The organism is Saccharopolyspora pogona (genome assembly GCF_014697215.1).
Lineage (GTDB): Bacteria > Actinomycetota > Actinomycetes > Mycobacteriales > Pseudonocardiaceae > Saccharopolyspora > Saccharopolyspora hattusasensis.
On the sequence record NZ_CP031142.1, the window covers coordinates 4,399,076 to 4,422,018 of the forward strand.

Annotated in this window: 24 protein-coding genes and 1 riboswitch; of the genes, 11 read left to right on the forward strand and 13 right to left on the reverse strand. The window is 68.5% G+C overall.

What is annotated here, in order from left to right:
- Window positions 1–37: 37 nt before the first annotated feature.
- From DL519_RS19985 to DL519_RS19995, 3 genes are read right to left on the reverse strand one after another with little or no spacing between them, the layout of a single operon-like run.
- Window positions 38–814 (reverse strand): ABC transporter ATP-binding protein, encoded by a 777-nt coding sequence (locus tag DL519_RS19985; RefSeq protein ID WP_190817012.1) that lies wholly within the window; start codon window positions 812–814, stop codon window positions 38–40.
- Window positions 811–1,830: a FecCD family ABC transporter permease gene (locus DL519_RS19990; RefSeq protein WP_449619125.1), complete on the reverse strand. Its 1,020-nt coding sequence runs from the start codon at window positions 1,828–1,830 to the stop codon at window positions 811–813. The genes DL519_RS19985 and DL519_RS19990 overlap by 4 nt, the downstream gene beginning before the upstream one ends.
- On the reverse strand, window positions 1,830–2,855 hold the full coding sequence (locus DL519_RS19995) for an ABC transporter substrate-binding protein (RefSeq protein ID WP_223839305.1): 1,026 nt from the start codon (window positions 2,853–2,855) through the stop codon (window positions 1,830–1,832). Before DL519_RS19995 ends, DL519_RS19990 begins: the two co-directional genes overlap by 1 nt.
- Window positions 2,856–2,923: 68 nt before the next feature.
- A riboswitch (cobalamin riboswitch) is annotated at window positions 2,924–3,117 on the reverse strand.
- 590 nt (window positions 3,118–3,707) lie between these two features.
- Between DL519_RS19995 and DL519_RS48835 the strand changes: the two genes are divergently transcribed.
- On the forward strand, window positions 3,708–3,896 hold the full coding sequence (locus DL519_RS48835; RefSeq protein ID WP_190817014.1) for a hypothetical protein: 189 nt from the start codon (window positions 3,708–3,710) through the stop codon (window positions 3,894–3,896).
- 305 nt (window positions 3,897–4,201) lie between these two features.
- Window positions 4,202–5,206 carry an esterase/lipase family protein gene (locus DL519_RS20005; protein ID WP_190817016.1) on the forward strand — a complete coding sequence of 335 codons (1,005 nt, stop codon included), beginning with the start codon at window positions 4,202–4,204 and terminating at the stop codon, window positions 5,204–5,206.
- 106 nt (window positions 5,207–5,312) lie between these two features.
- Here DL519_RS20005 and DL519_RS20010 read toward each other — a convergent pair whose 3' ends face one another.
- Complete coding sequence (locus tag DL519_RS20010; protein WP_190817018.1) at window positions 5,313–5,762, reverse strand: DUF6223 family protein; 450 nt, start codon at window positions 5,760–5,762, stop codon at window positions 5,313–5,315.
- Between the two features lie 215 nt (window positions 5,763–5,977).
- On the opposite strand from DL519_RS20010, the gene DL519_RS20015 reads away from it, so the two are divergent.
- Complete coding sequence (locus DL519_RS20015; RefSeq protein WP_190817019.1) at window positions 5,978–7,096, forward strand: sensor histidine kinase; 1,119 nt, start codon at window positions 5,978–5,980, stop codon at window positions 7,094–7,096.
- Complete coding sequence (locus DL519_RS20020) at window positions 7,093–7,755, forward strand: response regulator (RefSeq protein ID WP_190817021.1); 663 nt, start codon at window positions 7,093–7,095, stop codon at window positions 7,753–7,755. Before DL519_RS20015 ends, DL519_RS20020 begins: the two co-directional genes overlap by 4 nt.
- A 70-nt stretch (window positions 7,756–7,825) precedes the next feature.
- Here DL519_RS20020 and DL519_RS20025 read toward each other — a convergent pair whose 3' ends face one another.
- The 3 genes from DL519_RS20025 to DL519_RS20035 all read right to left on the reverse strand — a co-directional run bounded on the left by DL519_RS20025 (window position 7,826) and on the right by DL519_RS20035 (window position 8,861).
- Window positions 7,826–8,008, reverse strand: coding sequence for a hypothetical protein (locus DL519_RS20025; RefSeq protein WP_190817023.1), 183 nt, complete (start codon window positions 8,006–8,008; stop codon window positions 7,826–7,828).
- Window positions 8,009–8,367: 359 nt separating this feature from the next.
- The gene (locus DL519_RS20030; RefSeq protein ID WP_190817025.1) at window positions 8,368–8,547 is read right to left on the reverse strand and encodes a hypothetical protein; all 180 of its coding nucleotides are present in this window, start codon (window positions 8,545–8,547) and stop codon (window positions 8,368–8,370) included.
- Between the two features lie 47 nt (window positions 8,548–8,594).
- On the reverse strand, window positions 8,595–8,861 hold the full coding sequence (locus tag DL519_RS20035) for a hypothetical protein (RefSeq protein WP_190824631.1): 267 nt from the start codon (window positions 8,859–8,861) through the stop codon (window positions 8,595–8,597).
- 243 nt (window positions 8,862–9,104) lie between these two features.
- Here DL519_RS20035 and DL519_RS20040 point away from each other — a divergent pair, with 243 nt between their 5' ends.
- On the forward strand, window positions 9,105–9,584 hold the full coding sequence (locus tag DL519_RS20040) for an ester cyclase (RefSeq protein WP_190817027.1): 480 nt from the start codon (window positions 9,105–9,107) through the stop codon (window positions 9,582–9,584).
- Window positions 9,585–9,598: 14 nt separating this feature from the next.
- On the opposite strand, the gene DL519_RS20045 is transcribed toward DL519_RS20040, so the two are convergent.
- Window positions 9,599–11,860 carry a LuxR C-terminal-related transcriptional regulator gene (locus DL519_RS20045; protein ID WP_223839307.1) on the reverse strand — a complete coding sequence of 754 codons (2,262 nt, stop codon included), beginning with the start codon at window positions 11,858–11,860 and terminating at the stop codon, window positions 9,599–9,601.
- Window positions 11,861–12,073: 213 nt separating this feature from the next.
- Window positions 12,074–12,223, reverse strand: a complete 150-nt coding sequence (locus DL519_RS20050) for a hypothetical protein (protein WP_190817030.1) — start codon at window positions 12,221–12,223, stop codon at window positions 12,074–12,076.
- A gap of 264 nt (window positions 12,224–12,487) precedes the next feature.
- On the opposite strand from DL519_RS20050, the gene DL519_RS20055 reads away from it, so the two are divergent.
- A complete protein-coding gene (locus DL519_RS20055; RefSeq protein WP_190817033.1) occupies window positions 12,488–12,679 on the forward strand; it encodes a hypothetical protein in 192 nt (63 codons plus the stop codon).
- A gap of 62 nt (window positions 12,680–12,741) precedes the next feature.
- On the opposite strand, the gene DL519_RS20060 is transcribed toward DL519_RS20055, so the two are convergent.
- From DL519_RS20060 to DL519_RS46920, 3 genes are all read right to left on the reverse strand, one after another.
- Window positions 12,742–13,575, reverse strand: a complete 834-nt coding sequence (locus DL519_RS20060; RefSeq protein ID WP_190817040.1) for a transposase family protein — start codon at window positions 13,573–13,575, stop codon at window positions 12,742–12,744.
- Window positions 13,576–13,806: 231 nt separating this feature from the next.
- Window positions 13,807–14,394 carry a protoglobin domain-containing protein gene (locus DL519_RS20065; RefSeq protein WP_190817042.1) on the reverse strand — a complete coding sequence of 196 codons (588 nt, stop codon included), beginning with the start codon at window positions 14,392–14,394 and terminating at the stop codon, window positions 13,807–13,809.
- A gap of 58 nt (window positions 14,395–14,452) precedes the next feature.
- A complete protein-coding gene (locus DL519_RS46920) occupies window positions 14,453–14,683 on the reverse strand; it encodes a hypothetical protein (protein ID WP_223839309.1) in 231 nt (76 codons plus the stop codon).
- A gap of 939 nt (window positions 14,684–15,622) precedes the next feature.
- Here DL519_RS46920 and DL519_RS20075 point away from each other — a divergent pair.
- The 5 genes from DL519_RS20075 (at window position 15,623) to DL519_RS20095 (ending at window position 21,670) form a co-directional block, all read left to right on the forward strand.
- Window positions 15,623–17,467, forward strand: coding sequence for a phosphoenolpyruvate carboxykinase (GTP) (locus DL519_RS20075; RefSeq protein WP_190817044.1), 1,845 nt, complete (start codon window positions 15,623–15,625; stop codon window positions 17,465–17,467).
- A 179-nt stretch (window positions 17,468–17,646) separates the two neighbouring features.
- Window positions 17,647–18,966: an MFS transporter gene (locus DL519_RS20080; RefSeq protein ID WP_190817046.1), complete on the forward strand. Its 1,320-nt coding sequence runs from the start codon at window positions 17,647–17,649 to the stop codon at window positions 18,964–18,966.
- 396 nt (window positions 18,967–19,362) lie between these two features.
- The gene (locus DL519_RS20085; RefSeq protein ID WP_190813148.1) at window positions 19,363–20,442 is read left to right on the forward strand and encodes an IS110 family RNA-guided transposase; all 1,080 of its coding nucleotides are present in this window, start codon (window positions 19,363–19,365) and stop codon (window positions 20,440–20,442) included.
- A 485-nt stretch (window positions 20,443–20,927) separates the two neighbouring features.
- On the forward strand, window positions 20,928–21,089 hold the full coding sequence (locus DL519_RS20090; protein ID WP_190817048.1) for a hypothetical protein: 162 nt from the start codon (window positions 20,928–20,930) through the stop codon (window positions 21,087–21,089).
- Window positions 21,086–21,670, forward strand: a complete 585-nt coding sequence (locus DL519_RS20095; RefSeq protein ID WP_190817050.1) for a phosphatase PAP2 family protein — start codon at window positions 21,086–21,088, stop codon at window positions 21,668–21,670. Before DL519_RS20090 ends, DL519_RS20095 begins: the two co-directional genes overlap by 4 nt.
- Here DL519_RS20095 and DL519_RS20100 read toward each other — a convergent pair.
- On the reverse strand, window positions 21,656–22,942 hold the full coding sequence (locus tag DL519_RS20100) for a HAMP domain-containing sensor histidine kinase (protein ID WP_190824096.1): 1,287 nt from the start codon (window positions 22,940–22,942) through the stop codon (window positions 21,656–21,658). The two genes, DL519_RS20095 and DL519_RS20100, sit on opposite strands and share 15 nt — an antisense overlap.
- Window position 22,943: the final 1 nt, after the last annotated feature.

The window sequence follows — 22,943 nt, forward strand, 5'->3', positions numbered from 1 at the left end:
TCTCGTCCGTGGCGACGGCTTCCGGGGGCCAGCGGGATCACGCGTGTGTGACCGTGCCGGTGAATCGGATGTGCGGTGGGCCTTCCGGATTCGGCTTGGTGATGGCGCATTCCACGCCGTAGACCGTTCGGACCAGGTCCTCGGTGAGGACTTCGGCGGGGCTGCCCGCCGCTACGACCGCACCGCGCTGGAGGACGACCAGCCCGTCGCAGAAGGTTGCGGCCAGGTTCAGGTCGTGCAGCGCCACTACCGCTGTCACCGGCAGTCGGCGGACCAATTCCAGGAGCGCGAACTGGTGGGCGATGTCGAGGTGGTTGGTCGGCTCGTCCAACAGCAGTTCCGTTGGCTGCTGCGCGAGCGCGCGGGCGATCTGGACGCGTTGGCGTTCGCCGCCGGAAAGGGTGTGCCAACGCCGGTCGGCCAGCGCTTCGAGGTCAGCGTGCACGAGTGCCCGACGCACTGCCTCCGCGTCGGTGTCCCGTGCGGTGCCCCACGAACTGCGGTGCGGCGTGCGACCGAGGGAAACCACTTCGGTGACAGTGATGTCGAGCTCGGTGGTGGATTCCTGCTCGACCAGGGCGATCCGGCGGGCGAGGGCGCGGCGGCCGATGCCCGTGATGACCACGCCGTCGACGAGGACCCTCCCCGAGGACGGTTGGCGCAGACCGGCGAGCAGCCGCAGCAGCGAGGACTTCCCAGATCCGTTGGGGCCCAGCAATCCGAGGGTCGAGCCGGGTTCGACCTCAACGCGTATCCCGTTCACGATGGCCGCGCCACCGCGTGACCACGACACGTCCAGGGCGCGCAGGCTCATGGCATGCCTCTCTTCCGGATCAACAGGAACGCGAAGGCGGGCACTCCGACCAGCGCCGTGACGACACCGACGGGCACTTCCTGCGGCGCGGCCACGGTTCCGGCCAGTGCATCGACCCAGACCAGCAGGACCGCGCCGAGCACTGCGGTGGTCGGCAGCAGGGCGCGGTGCCGGGTACCCACCAGGAACCGGGCGGCTTGCGGGAGCACGAGCCCGACGAAACCGATAGCACCCGAGGTGGCCACCAGCGTCGCGGTCAGCAGCGCGGTTCCCACCAGCAGCAGCCCGCGAACTCGCGCCACCGAGATGCCCAGGGAAGCGGCGGAATCGCGACCGAAGGCGAACGCGTCGAGCGAACCGGCCTGCGACTGGCAGAGCAACAGCCCCAGCGCGCAAACGATGCCAGCCAGCGCGACGTCGTCCCACCGTGCTCCGGCGAGCGAACCGAGGAGCCAGAACAGCACGCCCTGGGTCTGCTGGGCGTCGGCGGAGGTGATCACGATGTAGGAGGTCAGCGCCGAGAACAGCTGGCTGCCGGCGACACCGGCGAGGATCACCCGGCTGGTCCCGCCGCCTGCCAACGCCGACAGCACCATCACGAGCGCGAACGCGACCATGGCACCGCCGAACGCCCCGGCAGCCAGCCCGATCGTCCCGGCACCGACCCCGAGCACCGCGATCGCCACCGCGCCGGTGGACGCTCCCGCCGAAATCCCCAGCAGGAAGGGATCCGCCAGCGGATTCCGCAACATCGACTGCAGGACCGCCCCGCACACGCCCAGCCCCACGCCGCAGATCGCGGCCAGCAGCGCCCGCGGCAGGCGCAACTCCCACACGATTCCCTGCGTGATCCGGGAAACGCCGGTGGTGCCCAGTCCCAGTTTGGCGCGGACCACTTCGGCGACCTCTGCGACCGAGATGTCGGCCGGCCCGATGGTGATCACGAAGGCGATCGACACCACGAGCACCGGCAGTGCGCCGCCGACCAGCCAGGCGGCGCGGACCTGACGCACCACTACCGCTCCACGGCGACGAGCTTGTCGGCGAGCGCCTCGATCCCGTCCACGGTTCGCATGCTGGTGTTCAACGCGGTGCCGGACATGGGGATCCAGTTCTCGCCGCGCACGACGTCCAATTGGGACACTGCGGGATCGGTTCGCAGAAAATCGATCTTGGACTGGAGGCTGTCACCTTCCTGCTCCCGGGTGAGGTCGCCCAGCACGAGCAGCGTCGGGTTGCGGCTGAGTACGTCCTCCCAACCGACCTGCGGCCACATCGACGCGACGTCGTCGTAGGCGTTGCGCACTCCCAGCGCGCGCGTCATGATCCCCGGGGATCCGGTTCTACCTGCCACGTAAGGCGCTTCGGTTCGCGCGAACCAGAACAGCACCGATTGCTCTTGCCGGGAGGGCAGATCCGCGACACGCGCGTGCGCAGCAGCGACCCGTGCGAACATGTCGGCGACCAGCGCCGCACCGCGGTCCTGCACCCCGAAGATCGTGGCGATCTCCTGGACCTCGCGGTAGATGTCCGCCAGTTCGGTCGGTACGCCCAGCGGCGCTTCCTCCGGGAGGCAGTTGCCGGGCGAGAGGTAGGTCGGTACGCCCAGCTCTTCGAAGCGTTCGCGGGAGGCGACCATCGAGTCGGTGAAGACCGCTTGGTAGGCGCCGAGGACGATGTCCGGCTCAGTCGCGAGCACGCTCTCGAACGAGGGGGCGTTCTCCGCCAGCCGGGGCACCTGCTCGTTCGCGGCGGCGAGGTGCGGTGCGACTGGGTCGGTCCAGGTCGCGGTGCCGACCATCCGGTCCTGCAACCCCAGGGAGAGCATGATCTCGGTCGTGCTCTGGTTGAGGCTGACAGCGCGTTGCGGCGGCGCTTCGACGACGACGTCCTGACCGCAGTTGCGCATCGAGACGGGTTCGCCACCGGCGCGCTCGTCGGCCGGGGGCGCCGAACAGCCGCAGAGGGCAATGGCCAGCACGCCTGCGAACAGGGTCTGGTGCCCTGGCCGAGACGCGCGAAACCGCGCGGGGAACAGCATCGTCCGCATCCTTAGCTCTGGCTCGTACGCGGAGCCGCCAATTCGCCGACCGGTTGGCGCACTGGACCTGCGCCGACCGGGAACCAGCAGGTCTTCGGGCTCGGGTTCTGCTGGACGGAGAACCTTCCCAGGCGCGTGCCCAGTGGTCCGGCCCGCTCGTGGGCCGCCCCGTCCATCACCCCTACCGCTGCGCGTCAGCTCCGGATTCCGACCGGATTCCCTGACCCGTGTACCGGGTACGACTGATTCGCTCACACCCTAACCGCCCGGAGTTGCGCGACCGATGTGAGAGATCTCGCACGGTCGTCGCGCCGCGTGCGGCTGCCGTGGTGCGGAGCGTCGGGCGTGTTTACCGGGCGATCGGATATATCTCCATCCACATGGTGACGCCGCCCGCGAACGCGTTCTGCCCGGCGAGTTCCGCGGCGGTGGGCAGTTCCCCGTGCCAGAGCAGCTGGGCGACCTCCTCGAACGATCATCGGGTGGCCAGGTCATCGACCGGGTAGCCGCTGTAGGTCAGCGAGTTGCTGTCCGGGTTGACCATGGAGATGCCGGCGGTGTCGGACGACCCCGGACAGTCCCTTGTGGACTTTTTTGCTGCTGGTGGGCGCGATTGTCCGCTCTGCGGAATTCGGAATGGCCGAATGATCAATGATTCGGGGTTTATCCGGGAAAAGGGTGCTGGAGGGGGAATTTCGGAGTTTGCCGCGAGTTGAGAGTCCCGGCGCGCGGAACGCGGCGCCGGGACTTCCTCGCGAAGGGCGGCCGGAGTTCAGACCCGGAAGTTGAAGATGTTGCCGCGTCGAACGCGTTGTAGTCGGCGTAGTCGACCAGTTCGTAGAGATCGCGCCGGTGCTGCATCCGGTCGACCAGGTCGCGCTGCCGCGCTCGGCGATGGTGGCCAAGCCGGTGTCTGCGGCGTGCATTGCCAGCCGCAGCAGGGTGACCGAATGCCCGGCTCGGGTGGCGACCTCGGTCAGCGTGGTCAGGCCGAGGTCGGGCAGGCCGAGGTCGGCGGCGAGCACAGCACCCGAGATGTAGACACCGTCGAAGCCGTGGCGCTGGATCAGATTGGCCGACGGCGGGTTGCTCGTCCAGCGTCATGTCCGCCGAGCGGGCCAACCGACTGCTCCAGGGGAGCTAACCCGTCGCGTTCTCCCACGAATGTCGAGGCGGTTTGCCTAGTGTCGGCGGGACCGACATCAGGCGTCCGCTGGCCGGGGGTGTCGATGCCGAGGGCGACCAGCCCTCTGGCGCTGTGCGGTGCGAGCGGCTCGCGATGTCGGCCGGACGCGGGGTGCTGCGAGGGGACCCGCGTCGAAACCCGACCGACGGGAGTGTGCTTGATGATCAACCGACGATGGCGCGGGGCGGTCGCCACGATCGCTGCCGCGGGGCTCGCCCTCAGCGCACCGGCGACGGTGCAGGCATCCGAACTGGACGGTCGTGAGATCGAGCCGGCCGCGGAGCAGAAGACGATGCTGCTGGTGCACGGCTACAACCCGGATCCCCCCACCAACTGCAACGGGTCGACCTGGGACGAAGCCCTCGAGTACTACCAGGAAGCGGGCGGCCGGGATCGTTCCTCGATGCGGACGATCGGCTACTACGAGGGCGACCGGGCATTCTGCGATGACGTGATCGGCGACGGTCAGGCCGACCGCGAGCGGCCCATCCAGGAAATCGCCAAGGACTTCGCCAACTACATCTACGAGGAGTACACCAGCAAGGGTGAGGAGGTCGACATCGTCGCGCACTCGATGGGCGGCCTGATCACTCGCGTCGCGGTGCTCGGCACCCGCGAGGGCTGGAGCGGCTTCCCACCCAGAGTGGCGGTGGAGGACATCGTCACGCTCGGCACCCCGCACCAGGGACTGATCAACGGGTGCCGCAATCCCGATGCGGATCCCGACGACAAGTGCACCCGGCAGTGGAACCAGATGACCCCGACGGACGAAGGCGGGTCGGGTTTCATCGACAAGCTGCACGAGTCCGCGCCCGGCCGCAACGACCGCGGCTTGGACGATCCGTGGGCCGCCGGGGTCGACTGGAGCCTCGTCAGCTCGCTGGAAGACGAAACCGTGTCGTACTACTCCGGCATCGACAAGGGCTACTTCGCGCACCAGAAGTACGGTTACGACGAAGATCTGAACGACGACGGGGTTGCGGACTGCTCGGACCCGAACGTCAGCCACGCCAACCTCCGGCAGCTGACCGGTGCGGGCGGTTACTGCCTCCGCTACTGGCACCACGGGGCGGACGGCGGCCCCTACACCACCGAGAACGGCTGGTCCCCGCTGAAGGTGGCCTTCAAGGCAGTCACCTACAAGGGCGACGACCTACCGCGGTGACGACCGACCGTGGTGCGGGCCCGATTTCCGCACCACGGTCACACCCCCGCTGCGGCCTGAATCGCATCCGGTGCGATGTACGCCATTTGGCTCACCGGTACGGCGATCAGGCCTGAACACTTGGATTTGACCGGTCAGCGGTGCGGCGGGAGCTGGCCCGCGCCAGCCCGCCAAGGACCATGGCGACCAGCCCCAGCACCAGGGCCAGGTAGCCCCCGACGATTCCATTGCCGGTGCCGGGACCGCCGTCGGCGGTGACCGCCACCAGCCCGCCGTTGACCACGGCGATCAGCCCCGCCACCAGGGCCACGATGGCCCCCCTTTTCCCGGTGCCGTTGCCGATACGACCGGCGGACCGAGCCCGAGCCAGCCCGCCGATGACCACGCCAACCCCCGCCAGTAGAGCCGCCGAAGTGGCCCAGACTCGGTCGGGGGTCCAGCCGTAAACAATGGGGGCGGACGGCTGGGCCAAGGCATGCGCGGCTGCCGGTGTGGCAAGCGCGAAACCTCCGAGCAGTGCGGCTGCGGCGGTGGCAAGCATGCGACGGACGGACATGAGGTGCTCCTTCTCCCACGACTGGACGTCGCTGATCATGTCCGCTGGACCCACCGCCGGTCGTTGTGCGGGCGCAGGCAATTTCGTGCTGCCGCCGGTGCCGTAGCCGGCTGCTGCGGATGCCGCAGGAGCCGCGAAGCTACCGCGGGTGCGGTAGGCGGCCGATCATCTGTGCGCGGGAGTCGCCCGCGCGAACATCTGGCTAGGGTTCACGCATGAGCGGCGGACGGATCGGCGTCAGGGACTGGGTGATCGCCGTCGGCGTGGCGGCGGCCCTGCTGGTCGCCGGGCTGTCCGGACAACATCCACCTACGGCTCTGGACCCGCTGGGTTACGCGTTGTTGGTAACCGGCGGTCTGTCGCTGGCCGCGCGCCGCCGGGCTCCGGTCACCGTGCTGGCCGTGACCGCGTTGTGCGCGTTGGGTTACCAAGCCGTCGGTTTCGAGGTGCCGGTCATCGCGTACCTGTTCGCGGTGTACTCGGCGGTGCGGGCGGGACACCGCATCGTCGCGGTGGCGGGTTCGGTGATCATGCTGGCTGCTCTTCCGCTCGCGATCTTGACCTCTCCCCACGACTGGCCCGTGGGTGAGGCGTTCACGCAATCCCGGGACGTCCTGCAACTGGCATGGCTGATCGCCGCCGGCGCGGCGGGTGAAGCGCTGCGGCAGGCCGAGCGCCGGGCGGATGAGGCCGAGCGCACCCGCGAGGAGACCGCGCGGCGCCGCGCCGACGAGGAGCGGCTGCACATCGCGCGGGAACTGCACGATTCGCTCACCCACCAGATCTCCGTCATCAAGGTGCAGGCCGAAGTCGCCGTCCACCTGGCCCGAAAGCGGGGTGAACAGGTACCGGAGGCCCTGCTGGCGATCCGGGAGGCCGGTCGTGAGGCGGCCCGGGAACTGCGAGCGACCCTGGAGGCGCTGCGCGACGACGACAAGAACCCGCCGCATGGGCTCGACCACGTCCCGGAACTGGTGCGACGGGCCCGCACGACCGGCCTGGACGCGAAGCTGACGATCGAGGGATCACGAAACGACTTGCCGTCCGCGGTGGACCGGACCGCTTACCGGATCGTTCAGGAGTCGCTGACCAACATCGGCCGGCACGCCGCCGCCGCTACCGCGTCGGTCCGGATCGACTACCGCCCCGACGTCCTGGTCATACGGGTCGACGACGACGGCAGGGCCACGCCGGACACCGCACCGGTGCCCGGCGTGGGGCTGCTCGGCATGCGCGAACGAGTCACCGCCCTCGGAGGCCGCCTGCGAGCGGCACCTCGCGACGAGGGCGGCTTCTCCGTGCAGGCCGAACTTCCCGTGGATCGAACGTCATGATCCGCGTCCTGCTGGTCGACGACCAGCCGCTCATCCGCAGCGGATTCCGCGCGCTCCTCGACATCGAGGACGACATCGAGGTGGTGGCCGAGGCCGCCGACGGCAGCGAAGGCCTGGCGCTGGCCCGGGAACACCTGCCCGACATCGCGCTCATCGACATCCAGATGCCGGTCGTCGACGGCATCGAGGCGACCCGGCGCATCGCCGCGGACCCGGCCCTGGCCGGGGTTCACGTCGTCATCCTGACCAACTACGGCTTGGACGAATACGTCTTCAACGCGCTGCGCGCCGGCGCGGCCGGCTTCCTCGTCAAGGACATCCAGCCGGAAGACTTCCTCCACGCCGTGCGCGTCGCCGCGCGCGGCGACGCCCTGCTCGCACCGTCGATCACCCGTCGGCTGATCAACCGGTACGTCACCCAGCCGCTCACCACCGTCACCGGCACGGGGCTGGAAGAACTGACCAACCGCGAACGCGAGGCCGTCGCCCTGGTCGCGCAGGGCCTGTCCAACGACCAGATCGCCGACCGCATGGTAATCAGCCCGCTGACCGCGAAAACCCACATCAACCGGGCCATGGTCAAGCTCCACGCCCGCGACCGCGCCCAACTCGTAGTCCTCGCCTACGAATCAGGCCTGGTAGCCCCGCGCAACTCCTGACACCCGCGCTCGCGCGATTGCTCGATGGCCCCCACCGAAGCACAGCGCCTGCCGATGGCTGGGGATGAAGTTAAGCCTCCTCCAGGGCCTCGCCGAAGGCCCGCAGCAGCTGGATGTGCCGGTTGTGCGCCAGCAGATGGCCCGTTCCGATGGTCAACGCCACCGGCCACGACATCAGCCCGGTACTGGCCAGGACGATTACCCCGGTCAGGTAGGCGAGCTCGTTCAGCGGGGGAAGCGGGATCGTCCCCATTCCCGGTACCTCCACCCGTACGACGTGCCTATCGACGGCGAGCGGGCCTTCACCCGCACTACGTGCGGCATCGTGCGGGGCAGCACCGGTTTCGCTGGCTCTCTTCGACGCCGGTGTCGACGCTTTCGTCTGGGCGGTCGGTGAGCTTGCCATGGCTGGTCCTCGATCCTCGGGCGCGGACGGCACCGCCGTTTCCGCCGGGGCGCGAACGCCACAACCATCCAGCGGACTGCCACGCCCTCACAGGGGCCAAGGTCCGTTCTGCACGACCGCTCGTCGTGGCCTGGGCTTCGACCGACCTGCACGACGCGGAAGCAGGGGCTGTTCGAGATGGAACGGCTCCGGCTCGCGCCCTGGTCTCAGAACTGCCAGTCGGGTTTCCGGTCTCGGCGGTCGCATTCGGCCGCCACTGCCAGCATCTCGAAGCGGTAGCGTTGGGCTAGGTTCCACCGCCGTGCTTCGAGGGCGAGGTTCATGTGGTGCTCGGCGCGTCGGGCGCGGTTGTCGAGGTCTTCTTCGGTGCACTGGTTCAAGAACATGGCTCGGGCTACCTGGGGTCGGGGTCTGCGTGCGGCCGTCTTCGGGGTCACGCACTCAGTCGATGTTGCGGGACTTCCACGCCGATCGCGGCGCGAAGCGCATCGTGGTACGTCCGGTGCACCGTCCGGGCCTTGTCCGGACCAGGGTTGGCTCGGGTGCCCTCCTGGTCGCAGATCCAAGTGCCCATGAACAGGTTGCGGTACACGTGCGGCCGTTGGGGTTCGTGGGAGGAGGAGCGTGTCTCGGGCGGTCGGAATGCGAGGATCGCCGGAGCCCCGGTGGGCTTCGCGGCGGTGGTTCGGGTTGCGTACATCGGGGCGGTTCCTGGGTTGCAGTTCGGTCGGTACTGCAACAGCTTCGCCCGGCGAGGCCCTGGCAACCACGGGGGTACTACGTAGCGACTACCTATTTCGGGACTTTCTCCTCTGCACCGGGCGCGCCTCGCGGTGCTGGGCACAGCCACCATAGCGTGGCCGGTCACCTGCGGAAACGGGTACCCGGCAGGTAGCCTCGGCTACAGAGGTCGCGCCGTGGCCGAGCAACCCGGGGGGCCGACATGGCGATTAGCGATGGACAGCGAATCGAATTGCAGCGCCGCACGATCGCCGAGCACATCGATGCGGAGAACTCCCACGACTGGCCGCGCGTGTACGGCACTTTCGTCCAGGACGAACACGCCTTCTACGACGTCGTGCCGCTGAGCACGCGGTACGAAGGGTTCCAGGGCGTTCAGGACTTCTACCAGGTGCTGGAAACAGCCGTTCCGGATTTCCGGGTCACCGTGAACGCCGAGTACGACACGCCCGGTTCCTCGGTCCGCGAGGTGACGATCAGCGGGACGCACCAAGGTGACTACTGCGGTATCCCCCCAGCGGGGCGGCCGGTCTTGTTCGAGCTTGCCGCGTTCTACCTCTTCCACGCGGACGCCCCGGAGAAGCTGCTCGCGGAGCGCATCTACTTCGACAATGAGACCGTGCTGCGCCAGATGCGTGGCGAGGAGAACGCGCCCACCGGGATCGGACTGGCGTCCGCCTGACCGAGCGTCGGCCGCTAGGTCCTGCCCTCCGAGTTTCGTTGCGCCGCCACCCAGGTCGCGATCTGGGTGCGCGAGCCGAAGTCGAGCTTGGTGAGGATGTGCTCGACGTGCGTCTCCGCGGTGCGTTGGCTGATCACCAGTTCCGCCGCGATCTCCTTGTTCGACATCCCCTCGGCGACGGCTTCGGCGACCTGGAGCTCCCGGCGTGTCAGCGGCCAGCCCGGCCGTTGCCCGCGGGCTTCCGGGCGCGCCGCGGGAGCCGATCGGGTCTTGCCCCGTATGGCCATCGCGAGTCCCTGCTCCAGCGGCAGCATCGCGGTTTCCGCGAAGATCTCGCCGAACGCGCCCTCCCCCAGCGCCGCACGGGCCTCGCCTTCAGCCTTCTTCCGGTAGTCGAGCAGCTGCTGCGAACCCAGCAGCGGAATCCCGACGAGCGGCCATATGCGTTCCAGGACGCCGAACAGCCTCGCTGCCTGAGCGTGTTCGCCCAGGGAAACGTACGACCACGCCAGGACCTCCACCGCAACCCCGAGGCCAAAGAGATCGTTGAGGCGTGATTTGAAGCCGATGCTCTCCCGCAGATCCGCGACGGCGGCGTTGGGATCGTCCCGCATCCAGCACGCGAGGCCTCGAACCACGAGCGCCCACGAACGGGTCCACGATTCGCCGACCTCGGCCGTGATCCGCAGGACTTCCCCGACATCCGCCGTCGCCTGGTCCGGCTCGCCCTGCAAGCACGCCACCAGCCCCGCTTGGAACAGCGACATCACCATCGGGCTGGTCATCGTGTCGTGCGTGCGGTGCCGCGACCACGCCTGCAGGCACAGCTCGCGGGCCTCCGCCAGGTCCCCCTCGGCCATCGCGGCGACGCCCCTCAAGTGCATGCCGAAGGCCGCTAGGCCCTGATCCCGCAGTTCTTCGGCAAGGACACTGCACCGTTCAGCCGTAGCCCGCCCCCACGCCAGGTCTCCCTGGTGGGAGGCCAGCCAGCTGCAGACCCACAGGTCCGTCGCCCGGGCTTCGGTCGGCCGCGAATCCAGCGCCAGCAGGCGGTCGAGCCACTTCCGCCCCTCCGCGATGAACCCGCAAGCCGTCCAGTAGAACCACAGCGCTCCCGCCAGGCGCAGCCCCGCCTGCACCTGCCCGGGCTGCGTTGCGCAGAACTCCAGTGCTGCCCTCACGTTGTCGTGCTCGGCGGTGATGCGCGCGCGCCACTCGAGCTGATCCGGACCGAACCATTCGCGAGCGCATCGTTCCGCCAGGCCCAGGTACCAGTCCCGATGCCGTTGGCGGAGTTGCTGCTTCTCGTTCTCGCCCAGCAAGCTCAGTCCGTAATCGCGGACGGTCGCCAGCATTTGGTAGCGCGTGCGGGTAGCGGTGCCGTTGCCGGCGGGCACCTCCGTGCGGATCAGGATCGACTTGTCGACCAGCGACGCCGTCAGATCCAGAACCCGCTCCAGTGTGAGATCGGCACTGCTGCAGATGTCCTCCGCGGCCTTGAGATCCATCCCACCGGCGAAGACCGACATCCGTGCCCAGAGCATGCGCTCCTCTTCCGAGCACAGATCGTAGCTCCAGTCCATCGTCGCCTTCAGCGTTTGATGCCGCGCCGACGTGCGGGAGCCGCCGGCGAGCAACCGGAAGCGGTCCCCGATTCGGGACAGGATCTCTTCCACCGAGAAGAACCGCGTGCGGGCAGCCGCCAGCTCGATCGCCAAGGGGATCCCGTCCAGCTCCCGGCACAACTTCGCGACGGCGACCGCATGGCCCCGCGCGCACTGGAAGCCCACAGCCGAGGCGCGCTCGACGAACAGCCGAACCGAGTTGGGCATCTCCGCGCCCGCGAGCCGGTCCACCTCGGATGGTTCGGGCACCGGCAGGGTGGACACCACGAGCACGTGCTCGCCGTACACGTCGAGGGGCTGCCGGCTGGTGGCCAGAACGCGCAACCCGGGGGCGACGTCGAGCAGCACGGTGCACGCCTTTACGCACCCGCCCAGCACCTGCTCGCAATTGTCCAGGACGATCAGGATGTCCTTGTCCCGGACGTAATCCGCGAGCACGGCCTCCACGCCGCGGGAGGACCAGTCCTGGATGCCCAACGCCTGGGCGACGGTGTGCACGACCAGTTCGTCCTCGTGCACCTCGGCCAACTCGACCAGCCAAGCGCCGTCCCGGTAGGCCCGGCCCAGTTGGGCCGCCGCGCGCAGCGCCAGCCGGGTCTTGCCGACACCCCCGACTCCGTGCAAGGTCACCATCCGGGAGCGGGACAACATTTCCCGGACATCGGCAATTTCCTGCCGGCGCCCAACGAAACTCGTCCGCTCAGCGGGAAGGTTGCCCACCCGCCTGTGTGTCATACGACCGGCCATCACGGCCCCAGAACGAGAAATCAACGCCGAAACTCCAACCGCCAGCCTACGGCCGCCTCGCGCTCAACGCGAGCGAGCAGCCGGGCGGCACGAGCATGTTCCACAGCAGTGGCGCGGTCACGAGACGGCTTCCGGCAACCTTCCGACCACTCGCCGGGCGAGGTCGGGTGCCAGTTGGTGATCGCGGCCCAGGTCCCGGGCGAGATCCCGGGCCAGGTCCAGCGCCAGGTCCCGGGCGAGATCACGGGCCAGGTCCCGCGATGTCACCCGCCATCGATTTCACTTACCTCGACAACGGGGGCGGCCTCGGCAGGCCGCGGCGCCGCGGGCAGCAACGCGACCGCCGCAGCGGGCACGGTGGTGAATGCGATCTTGCCGAGGATGCGCAGGGGCAGGGGTCTCCGGATCTTCGAGAGCAGTACCTTTCCGATCTTCGTCCGGTGCCTTCCGGAGCCACGTCGCTGGATCGTGTATCGACCATCCCCCAGCCGGCTGCCATACCGATCTGGCGCTGGTCGGATCCGCTCGGCCGTGGTCGTCCAGGGCCATCCACTTGGCCGCGTCGTCGATCGCCGACCGATCCTGGCGCAGCCGATAGTGGCGCTCCGCCGCACCGCGCACGCACTGCTCGTCGACAACCCCGCGAAATCTCCCCACGACGCCCAAAAGGCGTTCGCTCAATGGGGTTTTTTCATCCTGTTTGTGCTGGTGGTGGGGGGTTGACGGGGTGGGGTGGGGTGTGTGTGGGCTGGTCAGGGGCGATGATCATTTTTGGTGATCGTTTGTCAGCGGGTGATTTCGAGGTTGGTCAGCACCAGCAGGGCCCGTAGTAGGCGGGTGGCGTTGGCTGCGTGCATGCGTAGGCGGGTGAGGATGCGCCAGTTTTTGAGGTCGGCGAAGCCGTGTTCGCAGGTGGCGCGTTCGCGGGCAACGAGTTGGTTGGCTTGTTTCTGGGCGTCGGTGAGCGGGTGGGCGCGGGCGGCGCGGCGGCCGATGATGATCACGGGTTCGTCGGGGTCGTCTTCCAGTCCGGTGAATCCGAGGTCGCACATCGCGCCGAGTTCGGCGTCCCGGAGTGCGGTGGTGATGTTGTTGTGGCGGGCGGTGGTGACTTCCGAGGCCCGCCCTGGTTTGGCCGCAGAGAACCACAACAGGTTGCCTTTGTGGTCGGTGAGGGCGAGAAACAGCAGGCCGTGGGCTTTGTGTTTGCCGCTGTAGTTGCGCCGGTTGTTCTTGCCGGTGCGGCGCTGGGTGCGCACCAGGGTGCCATCCAGCAGCACGACCTCACCCCCGCCGCGGGCCACTTTGCTCAGGACGCGGTCCAGGCGCGGGGCACGGGCGGCCAGCAGGTCGATGACCTCCAGCACCCAGCGGCAGATCGTCGAGGCCGACACCCTGTTGCCGCCGGCGATGTCCAGCAGCCGCTGGTCGTGACGCAGCACCGCGAGCACGATGATCGCCTGCGTACCAGGGGTCACCTTGCGCCAGCGAGAGCGGATTTTCCTGCAGTGCGTGGTGATCAGCGAGGCGAGGTAGTCGATCGTGGCCCTCGACACGGGAAGTTGGGCTTGGTACACAATGGGTTCGGTGCCCTCGGCGGGGCTGGATTGGGTTTTCACACACTCCCCAACCCCGCCGGGGGCACTCTCGTTGCAGCCAACCGGCCATGATCATCGTCACATCTTCTCCGCGACCACGGCCACCGTCAGATGATCTTGATAAATGATCATGGCCCTGGCCAGCCCGCCCACACCACGCCACCCACGACCACACCCTCTGACCAGCCAAGATCAGGATGAAAAAAGCCCAATGGGAATCGCAGTGACGGAGAACCTGCAACTGCCGGGCCCCTACCAGTCGCCTTCGCGGGCGTACGGGCGGCTCCAGAGGGCTACTTGTAGCGTTACCGCCTTGAACCAGGCCTGGTACATGCGGTCGACATCGTCCCGGTCGTGTCCTTTCGCGCTCAGGAACGGGCGGATCGTCGCCGTGATCGGGTAGATGAACGCGATGATGTGGCGCAGCGGTACGCGATCGACCGCGTTGACGTGGTCGGTCTGGTCCTTCTTCGCCTGCGTGTGGCGCAGCGCGATTTCGTGCTGATAGTCGAGCCAGACGTCGTCGTACGGACGCCTGCACGTGTCGAGGATCCACTGCTCGAACCGTGCCCGGACCCGCTCCAGGTACTCCGGGTCCGGCGCGCCACCGGCAGGGGCGAAGTACGCGACCAGGTGCGGGTGCGCGGCGACGTACCAAGTGGCTACGACGTCGCCGACCTGGTCCTCCAGAACGTCTCCGGCCAGGCGCAGCGCCTGGTCGTCACCGTCCGTCCACAACAGCGTTTCCTTCAGCGCGTCCAGCTCGGCCGCCGTGACGGGCGAGTGCTGGACCTGCGGCTCGCCGTAGGTGTAACCGGGGATGCTGCCTGTGGTGCCCATCGGGGTGCTCCCTGCGCTCGACAACCCATCGCTTCGGGCGTACCCGCATTCCCGCGTCTTATCGCCTCTCCGCCGCTGCGGCCGGGCCGCAGTTCCGGGCTCGGAATTCGGCGATCGCAACCTCGATCGAGTCGAGCTCAGGATCGTCGATCGATGCGATGACGAGTTCGATCCGTGGACGTTGCTCCGGGTTGGTGGAGGCTCGTAGCACGGCGACGAGGACATCGCGCGGGTAGAAGTCGCCTTCCAGCAGCGGATCCAGTTCCAGCAGCGCGGGGCACGAATACACCGACGCCGACTCCCTGCGCCACCAGCACGTACAGATCCTCCGCACCCAGCGCCCCCAGGGGCTCGGGCCGCAGGCGGTACACCGTTTCCTCGAGCCTGGTCGCGCCAGCCGGAGGATCGCCCCACTCATCGTCTTCGACCTGCTCCAGCGACAGACCGTCGCGGTACTACCCATTCGCCACTACTGCCCCATCTTCATCAAGCAGAACAACGCCATCTTCTAACTTGAGGCAGCCATGCGGCGGCGCAACCGGTCGACAGCCCACGGTCGACAGCCCACGATGGACACGGGTGCTAGGTCGATTCTTGGTTGCACCGAATAATGCCGGACCGCGCCGGTGCGTACGTGATCGCGGCGTCGATGCTGGACGGTGTCGCGTTCCCCCCGCTTCTCGGCATGGGATCGAGCGAAGTCCGCGTCTTCGGTCCCGATCATCCTGTTCGGACTCGACGGGCTGTGCCTCATCGCCGTCTGGTGCTGCTGCGGCAACGCGGCGCACGGCTCGCGGAAGCACCCGCATCTCCGGCCGAGTCGTCGAGGTGACTCAAGCCCACCGGCCCGAGTGCTGGACCTGCGAACCGCGGTCGACGGGGTTCGAACGCGATGGCGGATTCGCCTTTTAGGGGACCTTAGGCCGGTGAACGCCGCGGCTGTTGCGGGGACGATGGTCCGGGCACGGCCGTGCGGTCCGGTTGCACGACGGGCGGTTGCGCAATCTCCTGGATCTGACCGCGCAGCACATCGACGCCACCCGCAGGGTGGGCCCGACGCACGAGGATCGAACATGAGGTCGCCGCTGAACCGGACGAAGGCCGAGCCGTCCTGCGTTCCTGCGGTGCGCACCGGTGGTCGTCGTGCACGACGCGTTGAGGCTCCTGCAGGGTCCGCATGCACGCGCCGCTCACTTCCGTTCGCCGCACCGCCGCGAGGAGAACCACGATGACCACCACCGCGATCCCAGGCCTGGACCAGGCGCCGACCACCCACGGGCCGCTGCTGGAGTGGGTTCGGGAAGTCGCCGAGCTGACCACCCCGCAGCGGGTGGTGTGGTGCGATGGCTCCGACGAGGAGTGGCGGCGGCTGACCACCGAGCTCGTCGCCGCGGGCACCCTGGTCCGGCTGTCGGCGAAGCCGAACTCGTTCTGGGCCGCGTCCGATCCCTCCGACGTCGCGCGCGTCGAGGACCGCACCTTCATCTGCTCCCGCCGCGAGGAGGACGCCGGGCCCACGAACAACTGGATGGACCCGGTGGACATGAAGGCCGTCATGACCGGGCTCTACCGGGGCAGCATGGCCGGCCGGACCATGTACGTCATCCCGTTCTGCATGGGCCCCCTGGACGACGACAACCCGAAACTGGGCGTGGAGGTCACCGATTCCGCCTACGTGGTGCTCTCGATGCGCGTGATGACCCGGATGGGCGCCGGGGCGCTGGGGAAGTTCATCGGCGCCGACGGCCGCGAGCGCAAGTTCGTCAAGGCCTTGCACTCCGTCGGATCGCCGCTGGAACCCGGCCGGGCCGACGTGCCGTGGCCGTGCAACACGACGAAGTACATCAGCCACTTCCCCGAAGAACGCGCGATCTGGAGCTTCGGCTCCGGCTACGGCGGCAACTCGCTGCTGGGCAAGAAGTGCTACTCGCTGCGGATCGCCTCGGCCATGGCCCGCGACGAGGGCTGGCTCGCCGAGCACATGCTGATCCTCAAGCTCACCTCGCCACACGGCACCGTCCACTACATCGCCGCCGCTTTCCCCAGCGCCTGCGGCAAGACGAACCTGGCGATGCTGCAGCCCACGGTGCCCGGTTGGAAGGCCGAGACGCTCGGCGACGACATCGCCTGGATGCGCTTCGGCGACGACGGGCGCCTATACGCCGTCAACCCCGAGTTCGGGTTCTTCGGCGTCGCGCCGGGCACCGGCTACCACACCAATCCCGTTGCCATGCGCACCATCGAGCAGGGCAACACCATCTTCACCAACGTGGCCCTCGCCGACGGCGGCGACGTCTGGTGGGAAGGCATGACCGAGCAACCGCCGGAGCACCTGACCGACTGGAAGGGCCGCGACTGGACGCCCGGAACCGGCGAACCTGCCGCCCACCCGAACTCCCGGTTCTGCACCCCCATCGAGCAGTGCCCGATCGTCGCGCCGGAGTGGGACGATCCGAGGGGAGTGCCGATCTCGGCGATCCTCTTCGGCGGCCGGCGAGCCACCACCGTCCCGCTGGTCACCGAGTCCCGCGACTGGTCGCACGGCGTGTTCATGGGCGCCACGCTGTCCTCGGAGACCACCGCCGCGGCCACCGGCAAGGTCGGCGTCGTCCGCCGCGACCCGATGGCGATGCTGCCGTTCATGGGCTACCACGCCGGCGACTACTTCGGGCATTGGCTGCACATCGCCGAGCACACCGACGCCGCCAGGCTGCCGAAGATCTTCCATGTCAACTGGTTCCGCCGCGGCGAGGACCGGCGATTCCTGTGGCCCGGGTTCCGCGAGAACTCCCGCGTGCTCAAGTGGATCGTCGACCGCATCGAGGGCACCGCCGGCGCCGCCGACACGCCCGTCGGGCTCGTCCCCACTGCGGCCGACCTCGACCTGGCGGGTCTCGACGGCGATCCCGCCGACGTCGACGCGGCACTCGCGGTCGACACCGACGAATGGCGTGCCGAGATCCCGATGATCGAGGAATGGTTCGCCGACATCGGGGAAAAGCTGCCCGCCGAACTCCGCAACCAGCTCGACGTGCTGCGCAAGCGCCTGGCCGCCGCCGATGGCCGCGAATGAGGCATTGACTGTCCACAGTGTCCATCAGCGGCGCATGGGCGGGTCCTCGGGCATTCGAGTGACCGGTGGGGCGGAAGGCAACGAGTCGGACACGGGCGCTCGGTCCCCTTGACAGCCTGCGCGCGGGATTGCAGGCTGTCGGACCAGTTGGTTGAGTGGCTTAGCCAATGGAGGCTGCCATGCCGAACGGCACCGATTCCCATCGGACCCACCGCCGCCGCGCCGTGATCGCCAGCACGGTCGGCACGACCATCGAGTGGTACGACTTCTTCCTCTACGGGACCGTGGCCGCGCTGGTGTTCCCGAAGATCTTCTTCCCCGGCTCCTCGGCGAGCGCCGGCGTGCTGGAATCCTTCAGCACCCTGTTCGTCGGTTTCGCCGCGCGGCCGTTCGGTGCCGCGATCTTCGGCCACTACGGCGACCGGATCGGGCGCAAGGCCACCCTGGTCACCACGCTGCTGCTGATGGGCATCGCCACGGTGCTGATCGGCCTGCTGCCCGGGTACGCCACGCTGGGCGTGGCCGCGCCGCTGCTGCTGGTCGTGCTGCGGATCATGCAGGGCATCGGCGTCGGCGGCGAGTGGGGCGGCTCGGTGCTGATGGCCATGGAATGGGGATCCGCGTCCCGCCGCGGCCTGATGGCGAGCATGCCGCAACTCGGCGTACCACTCGGCCTGCTGCTGTCCACCGCCGCGGTGGGGGTGTCCAGCGCGGCCAGCGGCGACGCGTTCGAGTCATGGGGATGGCGGGTGCCATTCCTGCTCAGCGTGGTCCTGATCGGGGTCGGGCTGTGGGTGCGGATGCGGGTGCTGGAGAGCCCCGACTTCGCCGAGGTCAAGAAGCAGCAGGCCGTCGAGAAGCAGCCGGTGTGGGCCGCCATCCGCAACCACCCGAAGGAAATCCTCACCTCCGCCTTCGTGCGGCTGGCCGAGCAGGCGCCGTTCTACCTCTTCATCACGTTCGTGCTGACCTACGGCACGAAGTACCTGGAGATGCCGCGCAGCGAACTACTCAACGCCACGCTGGTCGCCGCCGCGGTCGGCCTGATCAGCGTGCCGCTGTTCGGACACCTATCGGACCGCTTCGGCCGGCGGCTCATCTACGGCATCGGCATCGTCTGCACCGGCTTGTACGCCTTCCCGTACTTCGCCCTGCTGGAAACCCGGTCTTCGGGCCTGGTGCTGCTAGCCATCGTCGTGTCGCTGATCGTGCACGACATCATGTACGGCCCGCAGGCGGCACTGATCGCGGAGAGCTTCGGCACCAACATCCGCTACAGCGGCGCCGGACTCGGCTACCAGCTCGCCTCGGTCATCGCAGGCGGCCCCGCACCGCTGATCGCCGCAGCCCTGCTGCAGTCCACCGGCTCCAGCGCGGGGATCAGCTGGTACATCGTGCTGTGCTCGGTGATCTCGCTGATCGCCCTGTTCCTGATGCCCCGCCGCACCGTTCCGGCTTCCGCCGACTCGCCGACCACACCGGACCGCTTGGAGGCGTGACCCGCCGCGAGCGCTACCGGCCCACTTTGGCCGGTAGCGCTCGTTCATGTCGAACAACGTCCACCGTGGACGATGGCAGTTGCGGCGTCATTCCCTGCGTGGGGATTGTGGACACCACCGGTGCGCCGAGGACTGCCCTCGCTCGCCGGCCTGAAGCGAACGGACAGTGATGATGTGTGTAGTGACGCCGCTGGTGGGTCTGACCCTCGAACGGACTGACGGCTTGCCTGTCCTGGAACGGATCTGTCGGCCTTACCGGGCGTTGCTACGCACGCGGCCGGACGGGCGTTTGTGACCTTATAGGAGCTTGGCTAGAAGCCCCGTCACTGTCTTGTCCTCCCGCCCGACCGGCGCGTGCCGCCCCAGGTAACGGACGCAAGGACGGACAGGACCAGCATGACGCAAGAAAGCCCGCGGATCATCGGCGGAGTCGATTCCCATGGCCAGACCCATCACGGCGCGGTGATCGACCAGGTGGGCCGGCACCTGGCCGACAAGGAGTTCCCCACCACCACCGATGGCTACCGGCGGCTACTGGAATGGATGCGGTCGCATGGTGAGCTCGTCGCGATCGGGGTCGAGGGAACCGGTGCCTACGGCGCCGAACTCGCCCGGGTACTCACCGCCTCTGGCATCAGCGTCATCGAGGTGGATCGCCCCGACCGTAAAACCCGTCGCCTGAGAGGAAAATCAGACTCGATCGATGCCTACGCCGCAGCCACCGCGGTGCTGGCCGAACGCGCCACCGGCATCCCGAAAAGCCGTGACGGTGTGGTCGAGGCCATCCGCGCCCTGCGCGTGGCCCGCACCAGCGCGGTCAAAGCCCGCACCCAGGCGATCAACCAGATCCGTTCACTGCTGGTCTCCGCACCGGCGGTGCTACGCGAGCAGATCACCGGCCTGAACACCGCCGCACTGATCACCACCCTGGCCCGGCTACGACCCGGCCAGGACCTGGCCCACCCGCCGACGGCCACCCGCGCCGCCCTGCGCCTACTGGCACGGCGCTACCAGGCCCTCGACACCGAGATCGCCGAACTCGACAACGCCATCGCCCCGCTGACCCAACAGGCCTGCCCGGACCTGCTGGAACTCCGCGGCGTCGGCACCCAGACCGCCGGTACCCTCCTGGCCGCCGCCGGCGACAACCCTGAACGCATGCGCTCCGAAGCCGCATTCGCCCACCTCACCGGAGCCGCCCCCATCCCCGCCTCCTCCGGCCGCACCGACCGCCACCGCCTCGACCGCGGCGGCAACCGCTCCGCCAACAATGCCCTCTACACCATCGTCCTGGTCCGCATGCGCCACGACGAACGAACCCGCGCCTACGTCGAACGCCGCACCCAGGAAGGACTCACGAAAAAAGACATCATCCGCTGCCTCAAACGCTACGTCGCCCGCGAGATCTACCACGCACTCACCACCACCCCCACAACACAACAAACCCCTCCAAAAACCCCCACAACCGCCGCTTGACATCTATAGGAGCATCCGTTCACCTCAATAGGAGCCTGTTGCAAAATTACGCCCACCACGGACCGTGATCGATCGATCACGGCTGAGATGGCCACTGGCGGACAAACGGCGGCGATCGAGACTGATTTGGTACTTCGGTTCAGCCGTTTTCGCCGAAAACGCAACAGGCTCATAGACGACACAATCGGTCCGTTCACCGCATCCCACCCCACCGCCAGCACCCACTGCTGGTTGGAGCGAACGGACCGTTCGCTCCGATAGACGACGCGAGCGGTCCGTTCGCTTCATCCACTCGACGCGGACCTGCCCCGCCTGGTTCGCACCGTAGTCCTCGCAGCCCGGGCAGCAGCGCAGTAGCCGCCCCGCTGACTTCGTTCACGGGCAAAGCAAACTCCCGGTTAACCTTCCGCGAACCGTGCGCTTGCCGTGCGGCTCCTAGCGTTGGCCGTGATCCTGTTGTCGGACGCGGAAAGGCGGGGAGTCGGATGCATGAATCGGCGGTGAACGGCCTGGACTCGCGGTCGTCGGTGATCGGCTTCTCCCTCCCCGGAGATGCGCCGCTGTTCACCGCCGTGATCGCCCTCTTGTCCCTGGTTCCGGTGGCATTGGAGGTGTACCGGTCGCGCCGGACTCCGGAAGGGCGGTGAATGGCGCGGCCGTCTACCCGGACGGCGACGGGTACCTGGCGGCGACGCAGTTCGCGGAGCGCACGCCTTGGCTCTGGACACCCGTGGTCCTGTTCACGACTTACGGCGTGGTAGCCCTGGTCCTGGCGGTTCTGGGAATGCTGTGGTGGGCGCGACGAGCCGACTCAACCACTGCGGCGAAGGTGCTCTGGGTGGGCATCGCGGTAGTCGCAGCGTACGCGGTGAACAGCGCGTTGAAGGACGTGGTGGCCGAACAGCGCCCGTGCCAGGCATTGCCGGAGGTGATCACGGTGCTGCCTTGCGACGGTCCCACCGATTACGCGTTCCCCAGCAACCACACGGTCATCTTCGCCGCCTTCGCGGTGTCCACTTTGATCGTTCGCCGGACCTGGGGCTACGTCGCGGTGGTCGTGGCGCTGTTGATGGGGTTGTCCCGCATTTACGTCGGAGCGCACTACCCGCACGACGTGATCGCCGCCCTCGTCGTCGGCGCTGTTCTCGGTGGCGCGTGGTTCGTCGTGCGCCGTCCCCTGACGGCCGGTGTGGAGCGCTTGCGGAGAGCTGGGCTACGGGTTGGGTGATTCGGCGATCGGAAGCAGCAGGGTGAAGGTCGGCGGAACGGGCTTCCGCAGCCACAGACGCCCTCCTTCGCCCTCGGCGAGGCCACGCGCCAGCGCCAGCCCGATCCCGCGCCCGCCGCCTTCTCGGCGCTGCGCGAACGGATCCAGGCCGGCGTCGATGCCGGCCCCCTCGTCGGAGACGTCGATGGCCAGCACGTCCCCAGCGTCCCGCGCGGTGACCGTCACGGTGCCCGCGCCGTGCGTCGTAGCGTTGTCCAGCAGGACCGCGAGCACCTGTCGGATGGCCGCGGCGGACGCGTTCGGCCGAGCGGCCCCGGGTGGCGAGACCAGCAGTTCCCTGCCCTGTGCAGCCAGCAGGCCGCCCCAGCTCTCCCGCACCTCTGCGAGCAGTTCGTCCAGGTCCGCGGGCGCGGACGCCGATCCGCTGGTGCGGGCCAGGAGCAGCAGATCGTCGATCGTGCGTTCCAGCCGGTCCGCCGCGTCGATGCTCGCCTGGATCGCGGGGCGGAGGTCCGCGTCACCCGAGTCGAGCGCGGCCTCCAGCTGCAGCCGCAGCCCCGCCAGCGGCGTCCGGAGCTGGTGCGAGGCGTTCGCGGAGAACGCGCGCTCGCGGGCGAGGATCTCGCCGAGGCGGTGCGCGGTGGTCTCCATCGCGGAAGCGACGGAATCGATCTCGGGTATCCCGGCGCGGCTGGTGCGCACCGTGAAGTCGCCTTCCCCGAGCTGCTGGGCGGCGTGCGAGAGCTCGTCCAGGGGCCGGGTGAGCCGCCGGGCCATGCCGCACGCCATCAACCAGGCGGCGGCCACCGCCAGCACCGACAGCCCGACCATGGCTAGCCAGGTCACGGCGGTGCGCAGGTAGACCTCGCGGTGCGGGGTGGCCGCGCGGACGACGCCCACGACGGTGCCGTTGTCGGCGACCGGGACCGCCACGACGAGATCATCGCCCGCAACGCCGGTGGCCACATCACCACGCTGGGCAGCGGTGACTGCTGCGTCGGCGTCGGCGGGGCCGTTGCCGGTCTCGAACTGCCCGGTCGGCGAGTACAACGCGAGTCGCGTCGCTGGCTGGGCCGGCGGCAGCTGGAGCGGGCGCTGGTCGCGGATCAGCTCGTCGGCAACGGACAGCGCCGCGGCCTCGGCGGTGCGTTCCAGTTCCGCGCGCTCGTCCTTGAGGTAGTAGCGCGCCACAGCTGCAGCGAGCGGCAGACCGAAGAGGCCGATCGCCAGCACGGCGGCCAGCACCGTGAGTGCCACGATGCGCCTGCGCACT